Raw genomic sequence first — 12,923 nt, forward strand, 5'->3', positions numbered from 1 at the left:
CATCGCAGGAATGCCGAGTTTATCCAGCTCGGGTGGTTAACGATACTGCAGCCATCACAACGAAGCACTGGAGCCTCTGCCATGACCGCCGCCTGCCTGATGACCACTTACCAACCTTTGGCCCTGAGTTTTACCCGCGGCCTGGGCACACGCCTGTGGGACCAGCAAGGCCGTGAATACCTGGATGCGGTGGCCGGCGTGGCGGTGACCAATGTCGGTCACTCCCACCCCCGGCTGGTGGCGGCGATCAGCGAACAGGCTGGATTGTTGCTGCACACCTCCAACCTCTACAGCATCGACTGGCAACAACGGCTGGCCCAGCGCCTTGCCCGGCTGTCTGGCCTGGATCGCGCCTTCTTCAATAATTCCGGCGCCGAAGCCAACGAAACCGCGCTGAAACTGGCGCGGTTGCATGGCTGGAAAAAAGGCATCGAGGCGCCGCTGGTGGTGGTGATGGAAAACGCCTTCCACGGCCGCACGCTCGGTACCATGGCCGCGAGCGATGGGCCATCGGTGCGCTTGGGCTTCCAGCGCTTACCGGGGGATTTTCTCAAGGTCGCCTTTGGTGATATGGCAGCGATAGAGGCAATGACCAAGGCGTTCGGCACGCGCATCGCGGCGGTTCTGCTGGAGCCGATCCAGGGTGAAAGCGGCGTGTTGCCGGCACCGCAGGGCTACCTGAAAGCGTTGCGTGATCACTGCACGCGGCATGGCTGGTTGATGATGCTCGATGAAATCCAGACTGGCATCGGTCGCACCGGCAGCTGGTTTGCCTTCCAGCACGAAGGCATCGTGCCGGACGTGATGACCCTGGCCAAGGGCCTCGGCAATGGTGTACCGATCGGCGCCTGCCTGGCGCGGTCCGCGGTGGCCCAGTTGTTCACGCCGGGCAGTCACGGCAGCACCTTTGGCGGTAACCCACTGGCCTGCCGAGTCGGTTGCACGGTGCTGGACATTATTGAAGAACAAGGCTTGCTGCAGAACGCCGCGCAACAGGGTGAGCGTTTGCTCGCGCGGTTGCGGGTGGAGTTGAGCGAGCACCCTCAGGTACTGGCGATTCGTGGCCAAGGCTTGATGATCGGGATCGAGCTGGCCAGCCCTTACCGCGACCTGGCCCAGCGTGCCGCGCAGGAGCACGCCCTGCTGATCAACGTGACGCGGGGCAAGGTCATTCGGCTGCTGCCGCCGTTGACCCTGGATGCCAATGAAGTCGAGATGATCGTGCGGGGTATTACCCGCCTACTGGATTGAAATACGATGCCCTGTGGGAGCGGCGGTGCGACGATTCGACTTGCCCGCGATAGCGCAGTGTCAGCTTGCCAATGTCTCGACTGATACACCGCCATCGCGGGCAAGCCCGCTCCCACAGGGGGATATTCGTGACTGCTAGAGATCATCCCCATTCAACCACTCCTGGTTCATGGTTTCAGTATCCCCCAGATACTCCAGCAACCACGCCATGGCCGGCGACAGCTTGCTCTGCGCCCAAGCCACGCACGACGGGCTGGCCGGGAAGGGGCGCGACAGTTGCAGCGCCACCAGCTCACCGCGCTCGATCCACGGCAACACCTGATGCGCCGGCGCCATGCCGACACACAGTCCGTCACGCAGGCAGTCAAGCGCGGACGCCCAATTCGGCACCACCAGCCGCCGCTGGTTATCCAGGGTCCAGGTGTCGCGCTTGGGCAGGTTGCGCGAGGTATCCGTCATGCACAGCGAGGCAAAGGGGCGCAGTTGATCGTCGCTCAGCAACCCTTCGGCACTGGCCAGCGGATGCCGCGCACTGACCACGCACAGCCAGTTCAGCAAGCCCATGTCGCGGAAGGTAAAGCGGCTGGCCACCGGCACCGCGCTGGTGGCGCCGATCACGATGTCGGTGCGTTCATCGGCCAAGGCATCCCACACGCCGTTGTACACCTCGTACTCCAGCAGCAGCTCGACTTCGGGAAACTGGCGATAGAAATCCAGCACCAGCCGCCGGCAACGTTGAGGTTTGACGATAGAATCCACCGCGACCTTCAACTGGCCACTCCAGCCATTGGCCACCTGCTGGCACAGGCGCCGGGTGCCGAGCATCTTTTTCATCACGCCGCGGGCTTCGTCGATGAATAGACGGCCGGCAGGCGTCAGCTCCACGTCACGATGCCGTCGCACGAACAGCGGCACCGCCAGCCATTCTTCAAGCTGACGCACGGTGTAGCTGATGGCCGACGGCACGCGATGCAGCTCCTGGGCAGCGGCGCTGAAGCTGCCGTGGCGCGCCACGGCGTCGACCACATCCAGGGAATATTCGGACCACATGCTGGCTGCCTTCAAATTTGTTGATAGGAGTGTCCAATTATTATCGCTTCACAGCAAAACTGTCAGCTTCATAATGGGCGCCAGTCAGCAAATAGTTTGATGGCAGGATTAACAAGGCTTCAATGAAAAATTCTTTTGGTTTCACTTGGTATCTGGCGGGGCTGAGCATGCTCGGTTATCTCGCCATGGACATGTATTTGCCGGCGTTCGGCGCCATGGGCGAACAGTTGCAGGTTGGCGCCGGCGCGGTGGGCGCCAGCTTGAGTATTTTCCTCGCCGGTTTTGCGCTCGGGCAATTGTTGTGGGGGCCGTTGTCCGACCGCCTGGGACGCAAGCCAATCCTGCTCGCCGGCCTTGGTCTGTTTGTGCTGGGGTGCGCGGGGATGTTTTGGGTCGAGACCGCGCCGCAACTGCTGGCATTGCGTTTTGTCCAGGCGATTGGTGTGTGTTCCGCCGCGGTGAGTTGGCAGGCCTTGGTGATCGACCGCTACCCGGCCGACAAGGCGCATCGCGTGTTTGCCGGCATCATGCCGCTGATGTCGCTGTCGCCGGCCCTGGCGCCGTTGTTGGGGGCCATGGTGCTGAATCACTTTGGCTGGCAGGCGATCTTCGGCGTCTTGCTCGGGGTATCGCTGCTGTTGCTGCTGCCGACAGCCTTCCTGCGCACCCCGCCGAAACGCCGGGCAGAGGAGGGCGAACCTTCGCGCCTGGGTTATGGACAATTGCTGACGTCTCGCGTGTTCACCGGCAACGTGATGATCTTCGCCGCGTGCTCGGCCAGTTTCTTCGCCTGGCTGACCGCTTCGCCCTTCATCCTGGGCGACATGGGCTACAGCCCGAATGACATCGGCCTGAGCTATGTGCTGCCGACCTTGGCGTTCCTGGTGGGCGGCTACAGTTGCCGAAGCGCCCTGCAGCACTGCCAGGGCAAGACGCTGCTGCCGTGGTTGCTGCTGGCGTACTGCATCAGCATGCTGGCGTTGTACCTGGTCGCGACCTTGAGCGTGCCGACGCTGACCACCCTGCTGATTCCGTTCTGCCTGATGGCGCTGGTCAACGGTGCCAGTTACCCCATCGTCGTGGCGAATGCGCTGATGCCCTTTGCCGAAAATTCCGGCAAGGCGGCGGCGCTGCAGAACACGTTGCAACTGGGGCTGTGCTTTCTCAGCAGCTTGCTGGTGTCGTCGATGATCGAGCAGCCGCTGCTGATCACCGTGATCGTGATGCTGGCAACCGCACCCGTGGCTGTGTTCGGCTATTGGCTGGCGCGGCGCAAAACCGGCAGTCCGGAGCTGGCAACAGCCCCAAAGTGACAATGCGTTCAAGACTGTGGGAGCTGGCTTGCCTGCGATGCAGACACCTCGGTGTATCGGGAGTACCGAGGTGATGCTATCGCAGGCAAGCCAGCTCCCACAGTTTTATCCAGATTTCTTCAGGGGTATCAAAAGGTGATTTCCATATTCACCGTCGGCGTTGATGTACGGCTGCCCCGGCCGCCGTCCACGCCGAACTTGTTATGCCAGTACTCATAACCCACGCCCAGGTACAGGTTCGGCTTCACGCTTTTGCCCGGGCGTACCGCCACCATCAGCGCCGTGCGCATCAACGCTTCCGGCGCGGTATCGCGGCCGTGGTAGTCCTCGCCTTTTTTCCCGACGTAGTTGATAAACCCCTGGAATTTCGCCGCATGGTTGGCGACTTCGAACGGGCGCATCCAGGTCAGGTTGAGCATGTAAGTGTCGTCGAAGGTGTGGTTCGTCTCCTGCGCGCCAGGGATACCGGTGTGGTTCCTTTCCTTGTAGTACATCAGGCTCAGGTCCAGCACGCCGACGGTATTGAACTTCAAGGTCGGGCCGATCACCAGCGCGCGCTTTTTCGCTGAAGCGAAGTTGTTGTTGCGGTTGGCGTCAAACCCCAGGGTGAGCGCGTAATCCTTGACCAGGCCGCTGCCCAGCGGCACATCGAACACCCGCGATGCATACAGCTGGTGGCGATACACCGCGTAGACCTCGCTCCCGCCCCGGTCAGTGCCCTTGCGCGGGTCGCGGCTGTCGGACAGAAACACATCGAGGTTGAGGAAGTTGCTGCCATACCGGTAGCCGCTGGCGTGGGTAACGCTGTAGATGCGCTTGCTGAATGCGTCGGGGTTATTCGGATTGGTGAACTGCTGTCCGTAGCGAAAACCTACGCTGTTGTTCATCCACTCCACCGCGACGGCCTCCCCACCGCCGAGCAAGGTGAGTGCAACGGTGGCTCCCTGTAGTGCCTTTTTCATTGTTCTAGTCCTTTGGCGTTCTGGCTCATTACGGCCGAATTGTTTTTGTAACGCCGATGGAGGGTATCTTGTCCGATAGATTGTATACAACTCTATGGACATCCAGTCCTAACATTGCATACAGTGGCCGCACAACAAAAACAGAGAACCCCTCACCATGACTAACCCGAAGGCGTCACCGCAGCGGCCAGAAGATGAGAATCTCGGCGTCGCCGCCAACATGGCTTACGGCCTGCAACATGTACTCACCATGTACGGCGGCATCGTCGCGGTACCGTTGATCGTCGGTCAGGCGGCCGGGTTGTCGCCGGCGGACATCGGCCTGCTGATCGCCGCGTCGTTGTTTGCCGGTGGCCTGGCCACGCTGTTGCAGACCCTTGGCCTGCCGTTCTTTGGTTGTCAGTTGCCGCTGGTGCAGGGCGTGTCGTTTGCCGGTGTGGCAACCATGGTGGCGATTGTCGGCAGTGATGGCGCCGGCGGCGTGCCGGCGATTCTCGGGGCGGTGATGGCCGCGTCGTTCATCGGGTTGCTGATAACCCCGGTGTTTTCACGAATTACCAAGTTCTTCCCACCGCTGGTGACGGGTATCGTGATCACCACCATCGGCCTGACCCTGATGCCGGTCGCGGCGCGCTGGGCCATGGGCGGCAACAGCCGCGCCGCGGATTTCGGCAGTATGTCCAATATCGGCCTGGCGGCGTTGACCCTGGTGCTGGTGCTGCTGCTGAGCAAGATCGGCAGCGCGACCATCTCGCGCCTGTCGATCCTGCTGGCGATGGTGATCGGCACGCTGATTGCGGTGTTCCTCGGCATGGCGGACTTCTCCGGCGTGACCCAAGGGCCGATGTTCGGTTTCCCGGCCCCGTTCCATTTCGGCATGCCCACATTTCATCTGGCCGCGATCATTTCCATGTGCATCGTGGTGATGGTGACCTTGGTCGAGACCTCGGCCGATATTCTGGCGGTGGGTGAAATCATCGACACCAAGGTCGATTCCAAACGCCTGGGGAATGGCCTGCGCGCCGACATGCTGTCGAGCATGTTTGCGCCGATCTTCGGTTCGTTCACGCAGAGCGCGTTTGCGCAGAACGTCGGCCTGGTGGCGGTCACCGGGGTGAAGAGCCGCTTTGTGGTGGCCACGGGCGGGCTGTTCCTGGTGATCCTCGGCTTGTTGCCGTTCATGGGGCGAGTGATCGCGGCAGTACCCACGTCGGTACTGGGCGGCGCCGGGATCGTGCTGTTCGGCACCGTGGCCGCCAGCGGTATCCGCACGCTGTCGAAGGTGGATTACCGTAACAACATGAACCTGATCATCGTCGCCACTTCCATTGGTTTCGGCATGATCCCGATCGCCGCGCCGAGCTTCTATGATCAATTCCCGAGCTGGTTCGCGACCATCTTCCACTCGGGGATCAGTTCGTCGGCGATCATGGCGATCCTGCTGAACCTGGCGTTCAACCACTTCACCGCCGGCAACTCGGACCAGCAGTCGGTGTTCGTGGCCGGGACGGAGCGCAGTTTGTGCTTCCACGATGTGGCGGCGCTGCGTGATGGGGATTACTTCAGGGGCGGCAAGTTGTTTGATGCCGAAGGCAAGGAGATTCCGTTGCTGGCCGATGCGCCAAGGAAAACATCCAAGCCTGAGACCACTGAGGTCTAGAGTTGCACTGGGTCTAACTGTGGGAGCTGGCTTGCCTGCGATTACGATAGTGAATTCACCGCCGCTATCGCAGGCAAGCCAGCTCCCACATTTTGGATCTCAGCCGGCCTTTAGGGCGGTGTACGAAGCTGAACACACCTCATCCAGAAACTTCACCACCGTCCCCATGCACGCCTGGCGCTCTTCCACATGGGGCATGTGGCTGGAGTCTTCAAACAGCGCCCAGCGCACATCGGCGATTTCATCCAGGAACGGCTTGACCACCAACGGCGTGGCCTCGTCGTGCCGGCCGGAAATGACCAGGGTCGGTACCTTGATCGCCGACAACCGGCCCGTCGATTTCCAGTCCTTCAAGCTGCCGATCACGTGGAACTCGGTGGGCCCGCTCATGGCGTGGTACACCGTCGGGTCCGAGTCGACCTGGGCGAATGTGCGCGCGACCTCTTCTGGCCACGGGTTGACCCGGCACACGTGATGGTCATAGAACACCCGCGAGGCGGCGAGGTAGTCCGGGTCTTGGTAAGTGCCGGCGGCTTCGTGCTTGAGCAGGGTTTCATGCACACCCTGGGGCAACAATTTGCGCAGACGCTCAGCTTCACTGACCCAGGTGCGCATGCAGGTCGGCGAATTGGCCGGGATGAAGGCACGCAGGCCCTTGGGCTGCAGCATGGCGTGCTCACTGCCGAGCATGCCGCCCCAGGACTGGCCGAGGATCGCGTAGTTGTCGCTGATCTGCAGGTGGTCCAGCAGGTTGTCCAATTCGGCGAGGAACAGCCCCACGGTCCAGAAGGATGGGTCTTTTTCCGGCAAGTGGGTCGAGCGGCCGTTGCCGATCTGGTCGTAATGGATCACGGCGTGGCCGCTGGCGGCGACATCCTTGAACGCATCAACATAATCATGGGTGCAGCCGGGGCCGCCGTGGATAACCACCAGGGGCGTGCGGCCGCTGCAGAGGTCGCCGGTGATGCGGTACCAGGTCTGGTAGGCGCCAAACGCCGCATACCCTTCGCGGATTTTTTCGATGAATTCCATTTCGTGCCCTGCTCTGAAAAATAGGATCAGGCACACGATAATGCGTGGCAGACATTCAGGTAACTAGCAAAACAGCTAGGTTTTGCCGCCGGGTCAGTCTTCAAGCAGGCGGTAATGCGTGGCGCGCACCACGGCCTGCACGCGATTCTTGGCCCCCAGCTTGTGCATCGCCGAGGCCAGGTGCAGGGTGACCACCGCCAGTGAGCGGCTCAATTGCGTGGCGATTTCGGCGGCGGTCAGGCCGTCGGCGGCCCATTTGAGGCACTCGCGCTCGCGTTTGGTCAGGTGGATATGCGGGTAGGTGCGCAGCTCTTTGCTGAACAGCGGGTAGGCCGCTTCCTGCAAGGCATGGGAAATCAGGCTGAAATCCGACAGGGTGTGCTGCGCATCCTGCAATACGTTGCCGGCCTTGCCGGTACGCAGGCCGGTCAGCGAGGCGAAGCCGCCACGGGGCAGGTGGATCGGCACGCTGACGCCGCAGGTCAATTGCTGGTCGTGCAGGTAGGAAGAGACCGGCGCGTGGCAGGGGTCGATGATCCGCTGCAAAGGCGTGTCGACCTTGACGTCATAGGACCACACAAAGGGTGACACCGTGCTCAGGGCCAGATGTTGCACCGGATCAATCTGGTAGAACCCCTTGCTGCACCACAAGGCATGCCAGTCTGGCGGGGTGTTGCGCAGTTCGAGCACCGAAGGGGTGATCAATGCACCATCCTGGTCGATGGGCACCGGGCTGTAGTCATACACCAGTGCATCGAAGCCCAACTGCTGGGCGAGGATAAACGTATTGTCCATCTGCTCGTCCAGGCTCCTGCCCGGCATCAGACGGTGGTTTAAGGCAGTCAGCTTGGCCAGCATCCGTTCTGCTCCCGAATTCATTTGAATCTCGACTTGCTGCAAGTAGAATGCCACGCCCCGGCGAAGGACTGCCAGGCCAAACCTATAAGAAATGCTAGGTTATGGACGCGCGGCATCCTCGGTAGTGTTGGCCTGATAAACGGCCGCTACCTGCCAGGCCGACACTACACAAGGAATGTATGCATGTGGCGTGAAATTGCCCCCGACCAGCAGTACAGCGTGCAAGTCGATGGCCATGAGCTCGTGGTCTACAGCTTTGGCCAGGGCGACGAGGTGCTGCTGTGCCTCAACGGCGGGCCTGGGCTGCCGTGTGACTACTTGCGCGACGCCCATGGCTGGCTCAAAGACCATAACCTGCGAGTGGTTGCATTCGACCAGCTTGGCACGGGCGCTTCAGCCAGACCCACCGACGTTTCGTTGTGGGAAATCGGCCGTTATGTCGAAGAAGTCGAAACCGTGCGCCAGGCCCTGGGCCTGGGGCGTGTGCATTTGCTCGGGCATTCCTGGGGCGGCTGGCTCGGAATCGAATACGCCATCCATTACCCCGATGCGCTGAAAAGCCTGATCCTGGCAAACACCGTCGGTGATATTCCGCACCTGTCCCGGGAACTGGAGCGCCTTCGCGGCGCCCTCGGCAGCGAAACCGTGGCGATGATGCAGCGCCACGAAGCCATGGGCACCCTCGACCATCCGCAATACCAGGCCGCAATCACCTTGCTCAACTATCGCCACGTGTGCCGCCTCGACGAATGGCCCGAGCCGGTCAAGCGTTCCCTGGGCGACTGGAACATGGGCCCCTACGAAACCATGCAGGGACCCAACGAATTCCTCTACATCGGCAACCTCAAGGACTGGAACCGTCTCGACGAAATGGCAGCGTTCAAGATGCCGATCCTGATCACCACCGGCCAGCACGACGAACTCACCCCGGCCTGCGCCCTGCGCATGAAGCTTTCGGCCACACACGCTGAACTGCACGTATTTCCCAACAGCAGCCATATGCCCTTTTATGAGGAACCCCAGGCGTATTTCCCTGTGTTGTTGGACTTCCTCGCGCGTCATCGAGGCTGACGAATGAACCTGGCGCGCTATCGTTTTGTGCTGTCCCGGCCGCTGCAATTGCTGCCGGTGCTGCTGGGCATCAGCCTGATCACCTTTGTGCTGGTGCGCTCGATTCCCGGCGACCCGGCCCGGGCGCTGCTCGGCTCGCGCAGCACGCCGGATGCCTTGCTGAAGATCCGCGCCCAGTACGGCCTCGACCAGCCGTTGTGGCTGCAATATTTTTACTTCCTGAAAAACCTGCTCAAGGGCGACCTGGGCCAATCGCTGCTATACAAGGTCGACGCCCTCAAGCTGATCGTCACCCGCATCGAGCCCACCCTGGTACTGGTGCTGGGCAGCGTGGTGCTGGCGCTGCTGATCGCGGTGCCGCTGGCGACCGCGGCCGCGCGCAACAAGGGCGGTTGGGCAGATAACCTGATCCGCGTGTTCACCACGGTCGGCCTGGGCATGCCGGCGTTCTGGCTGGGCCTGATGCTGATCCTGTTGCTGAGCGTGCAGTGGGGGCTGTTTCCGGTTTCCGGTTACGGCCGCACCTGGCTGGACAAGGCGCACCATATGGTGCTGCCGTGCCTGACCATTGCCCTGGCGCTGTCGGCGGTGCTGGTGCGCAACCTGCGCGCGAGCATGTTGATGGAATTGCAGGCCGACCACGTCACCGCCGCCCGCGCGCGTGGGCTGTCGGAAGCCGCGGTGTTTCGCCGGCATGTGTTGCCCAATTCATTGGTGCCGGCGGTCAACCTGCTGGCGGTGAATATCGGCTGGCTGATCAGCGGCACGGTGGTGATCGAAAGCCTGTTCGCCATTCCCGGCATCGGCCAACTGCTGGTGCGCGGCATTTTTACCCGCGACTACATGGTAGTGCAGGGCGTGGCCATGGTGCTGGCCTGCGCGACGGTGGTGGTCAACTTTATCGCCGACGTGGTGACGGTGGCCCTTGACCCGCGAGTGAAGATGCAATGAGCAGCCGCCCGATGATTGCCCCGTGGCGCTTGCGCCTGCGTTTTGGTTTTCGCAACGGCCGCCTGACCGCTGCGTGGGGCCTATTGATCTTGCTGGTGTGGTTGGCGCTTGCCGTGTTTGCGCCGTGGATCGCGCCCTATGACCCGATTGCGCAAAACACCGACGCCAGTTTGCTTGGCCCAGGCCTTGCCCATCCATTTGGCACGGCAGAGACATCCTTTCGAGGGTGATCTGGGGCGCGCGCATCGACCTGCAACTGGCCATCGTCGGGGGCATTTTTCCGTTCATGATCGGCACCTTTATCGGCGCGGTGTCCGGGTATATCGGCGGGCGTTTCGACAGTGTCTGCATGCGCGTGATCGATGTGATCCTGGCGTTCCCGTTCCTGGTGCTGATGCTGGCGATCATGGCGATCCTCGGGCCTGGCTTGCAGAGTTTCTATATCGCCATGGCGCTGGTGGGCTGGGTGTCGTACGCGCGGCTGATCCGCTCGCAGATCCTGGTGCTCAAGGAAAGCGACTTTGCCCTGGCCGCCAAGAGCCTGGGGTTTGGCCACGGGCGTATTCTGTTCCGGCACCTGCTGCCCAATGCGATGTTCGGCTCGATTGTGTTTTCCATGTCTGACGCGGTGCTGGTGCTGCTCAATGGTGCCGCCGTGAGCTACCTGGGCCTGGGCGTGCAACCGCCGACCGCCGAATGGGGAACGATGGTCGCCGAAGGGCAAGCGTTTATCACCACCGCCTGGTGGATCTGCACCTTTCCGGGCTTGGCCATCGTGACCCTGGCCATGGGGTTCAGCCTGCTGGCCGACGGTGTGGCCCAAGTATTGGGGGATCGCTCATGAGCCTGCTGCAAGTACGTGACCTCAGCGTGATCGCCAACAACGCCGGGCGTGATCTCACGCTGGTGGACCGCGTGTCCTTCGACCTGGCCGAAGGCGAAATCCTCGGGTTGGTGGGGGAAAGCGGCTCCGGCAAGACCATGGCCTGTCGCGGCCTGATGCGCCTGCTGCCATCGGCCAACTTGCGTGTGCAAGGCGGCGCGGTTCGGCTGGCCGGCCAGGACTTGCTGCAACTCGATGAAGCCGGCATGCGCGCCGTGCGCGGCGGGCAATTGGGCATGATCTTCCAGAACCCCAGCAGTCATCTCGACCCGCTGATGCGCATCGGCGAGCAGATCGCCGAGGGCATTCGCCTGCACCAGGGCGCGTCGAAAAAAGACGCGCGGTTGCAGGCCATCGACGTACTGCGCCAGGTTGGCATTCCCGATCCCCAGGCGCGGGTCGACAACTACCCCCACGAGTTTTCCGGGGGCATGCGCCAACGGGCGATGATCGCCGTGGCCCTGGGCTGCAACCCCAAGGTGCTGATCGCCGACGAGCCGACCACGGCCCTGGATGTGACGGTGCAGGCGCAAATCCTGCGGTTGTTGCTGGAGCTGCGTGACCAACGCGGCCTGTCGATCATCATGATTACCCACGACCTCGGCGTGGTCGCGCAAACCTGCGATGCCATCGCCGTGATGTATGCCGGACGCCTGTGCGAGCACGGCAGCAAATATGAGCTGCTGGCCCATCCGCAGCATCCTTACACCGCGGGCCTGATCGATTGCCAGCCTGCCCATAGCAGCGGTCACGCGCTGTTGCGCACCATCCCCGGGCAACCGCCGTTGCTGGACGCGCTGCCCAGCGGCTGCCGGTTCAACCCGCGTTGCCCACAGGTTGGCGCCTTGTGCACCGAAGCGCTGCCGCAAGGCTCGCGGGTCGCCTGTCATTACCCTTTGGGAGCGCAGCCATGAGCCTGTTGCAGATCAAGGACCTCGAAGTGAAGTTTGCCGCGTCCGGCAGCGGCTTGTTCGGCTTGAACAAGCAGTGGGTGAGGGCGGTGAACGGCGTGTCCCTGGACCTGGCGGCGGGTGAAACCCTGGGGTTGGTCGGTGAGTCCGGCAGTGGCAAGAGCACCCTGGGCCGGGCGGTCTTGCACCTCAACCTGATCAGTGCCGGCCAGGTGTTGTTCGATGGCGTCGACATGGCGCACGGCAGTGCGATCGACATCACCCGATTGCGGCATGAAACCGCAATGATTTTCCAGGACCCTTATGCCGCGCTGAACCCGCGCCAGACCATCGGCGAAACCCTTGCCGAAGTGCTGCGCGTGCAGCGCAAGGTCGCGCCCGCGCAGATTCCCGCCCGGGTTAACGAACTGCTCGACCTGGTCGGCCTGCGCCCCGAACTGGCCAGCCGTAAACCCGGCTCCCTCAGCGGCGGCCAGTGCCAGCGCGTCGGCATCGCCCGGGCGCTGGCGGTGGAGCCACGGCTGATCATTGCCGATGAGTGCGTGGCGGCGCTGGACGTGTCGATCCAGGGCCAGATCATCAACCTGCTGCTGGAACTGCAACAGCGCATGAACCTGGCAATCCTGTTTATCGCCCATGACCTGGCTATCGTGCGCAGGCTGTGCGACCGCGTGGCGGTGATGTACCTGGGCAAGATCGTCGAGGAGGGGCCGGTGGAAGCGGTCTTCACCGCGCCGCGCCATCCCTACACGGCGGCGTTGATCCAGGCGATCCCCGAGATCGATCCGCATCGGCCGTTGCCTACGCAGCCTCTGCCGGGCGAACCACCGAGCCCGCTGAATTTACCTACGGGCTGCGCCTTTCACCCACGTTGCCGGCACGCCCGCGCAATGTGTTCCGTGGTATTGCCGCCGACCCATTTCCTGCACGAGCATCGATACAGTTGCGTGCTTGAAGAACCTTTGCTTTGACCCTCTGCCA

11 protein-coding genes and 1 pseudogene are annotated in these 12,923 nt (G+C 62.2%); 8 read left to right on the forward strand and 4 right to left on the reverse strand.

What is annotated here, in order from left to right; all coding sequences use genetic code 11:
• The first annotated feature begins 81 nt into the window (after positions 1-81).
• The gene (locus BLL36_RS04775; protein WP_076950330.1) at positions 82-1,251 is read left to right on the forward strand and encodes an aspartate aminotransferase family protein; all 1,170 of its coding nucleotides are present in this window, start codon (positions 82-84) and stop codon (positions 1,249-1,251) included.
• Between the two features lie 135 nt (positions 1,252-1,386).
• Here BLL36_RS04775 and punR read toward each other — a convergent pair whose 3' ends face one another.
• Entirely contained in the window at positions 1,387-2,301 is a 915-nt protein-coding gene (gene punR, locus BLL36_RS04780; protein WP_076950331.1) for a DNA-binding transcriptional activator PunR, read from the reverse strand.
• A 122-nt stretch (positions 2,302-2,423) separates the two neighbouring features.
• Here punR and punC point away from each other — a divergent pair, with 122 nt between their 5' ends.
• Complete coding sequence (gene punC / locus BLL36_RS04785) at positions 2,424-3,614, forward strand: purine nucleoside transporter PunC (protein WP_076950332.1); 1,191 nt, start codon at positions 2,424-2,426, stop codon at positions 3,612-3,614.
• Positions 3,615-3,742: 128 nt separating this feature from the next.
• On the opposite strand, the gene BLL36_RS04790 is transcribed toward punC, so the two are convergent.
• Positions 3,743-4,576, reverse strand: a complete 834-nt coding sequence (locus tag BLL36_RS04790; protein WP_076950333.1) for a nucleoside-binding protein — start codon at positions 4,574-4,576, stop codon at positions 3,743-3,745.
• A 157-nt stretch (positions 4,577-4,733) separates the two neighbouring features.
• Here BLL36_RS04790 and BLL36_RS04795 point away from each other — a divergent pair, with 157 nt between their 5' ends.
• Positions 4,734-6,236 (forward strand): nucleobase:cation symporter-2 family protein, encoded by a 1,503-nt coding sequence (locus BLL36_RS04795; RefSeq protein WP_076950334.1) that lies wholly within the window; start codon positions 4,734-4,736, stop codon positions 6,234-6,236.
• A gap of 99 nt (positions 6,237-6,335) precedes the next feature.
• Here BLL36_RS04795 and BLL36_RS04800 read toward each other — a convergent pair whose 3' ends face one another.
• Together BLL36_RS04800 and BLL36_RS04805 are read right to left on the reverse strand one after the other, a co-directional pair.
• Entirely contained in the window at positions 6,336-7,268 is a 933-nt protein-coding gene (locus BLL36_RS04800) for a proline iminopeptidase-family hydrolase (protein WP_076950335.1), read from the reverse strand.
• A gap of 93 nt (positions 7,269-7,361) precedes the next feature.
• Positions 7,362-8,126 (reverse strand): LuxR family transcriptional regulator, encoded by a 765-nt coding sequence (locus BLL36_RS04805; protein WP_076950336.1) that lies wholly within the window; start codon positions 8,124-8,126, stop codon positions 7,362-7,364.
• Between the two features lie 183 nt (positions 8,127-8,309).
• Between BLL36_RS04805 and BLL36_RS04810 the strand changes: the two genes are divergently transcribed.
• From BLL36_RS04810 to BLL36_RS04830, 5 genes and pseudogenes are all read left to right on the forward strand, one after another.
• Entirely contained in the window at positions 8,310-9,197 is an 888-nt protein-coding gene (locus BLL36_RS04810; protein WP_076950337.1) for a proline iminopeptidase-family hydrolase, read from the forward strand.
• Positions 9,198-9,200: 3 nt separating this feature from the next.
• Complete coding sequence (locus tag BLL36_RS04815) at positions 9,201-10,148, forward strand: ABC transporter permease (RefSeq protein WP_076950338.1); 948 nt, start codon at positions 9,201-9,203, stop codon at positions 10,146-10,148.
• Positions 10,145-10,992, forward strand: a pseudogene (locus BLL36_RS04820) (ABC transporter permease). Before BLL36_RS04815 ends, BLL36_RS04820 begins: the two are co-directional and overlap by 4 nt.
• Positions 10,989-11,945, forward strand: a complete 957-nt coding sequence (locus BLL36_RS04825) for an ABC transporter ATP-binding protein (RefSeq protein WP_076950339.1) — start codon at positions 10,989-10,991, stop codon at positions 11,943-11,945. Before BLL36_RS04820 ends, BLL36_RS04825 begins: the two are co-directional and overlap by 4 nt.
• Positions 11,942-12,913 (forward strand): ABC transporter ATP-binding protein, encoded by a 972-nt coding sequence (locus BLL36_RS04830; protein ID WP_076950340.1) that lies wholly within the window; start codon positions 11,942-11,944, stop codon positions 12,911-12,913. Before BLL36_RS04825 ends, BLL36_RS04830 begins: the two co-directional genes overlap by 4 nt.
• Positions 12,914-12,923: the final 10 nt, after the last annotated feature.

The organism is Pseudomonas cedrina subsp. cedrina, from assembly GCF_001983175.1.
Classification (GTDB): domain Bacteria; phylum Pseudomonadota; class Gammaproteobacteria; order Pseudomonadales; family Pseudomonadaceae; genus Aquipseudomonas; species Aquipseudomonas cedrina.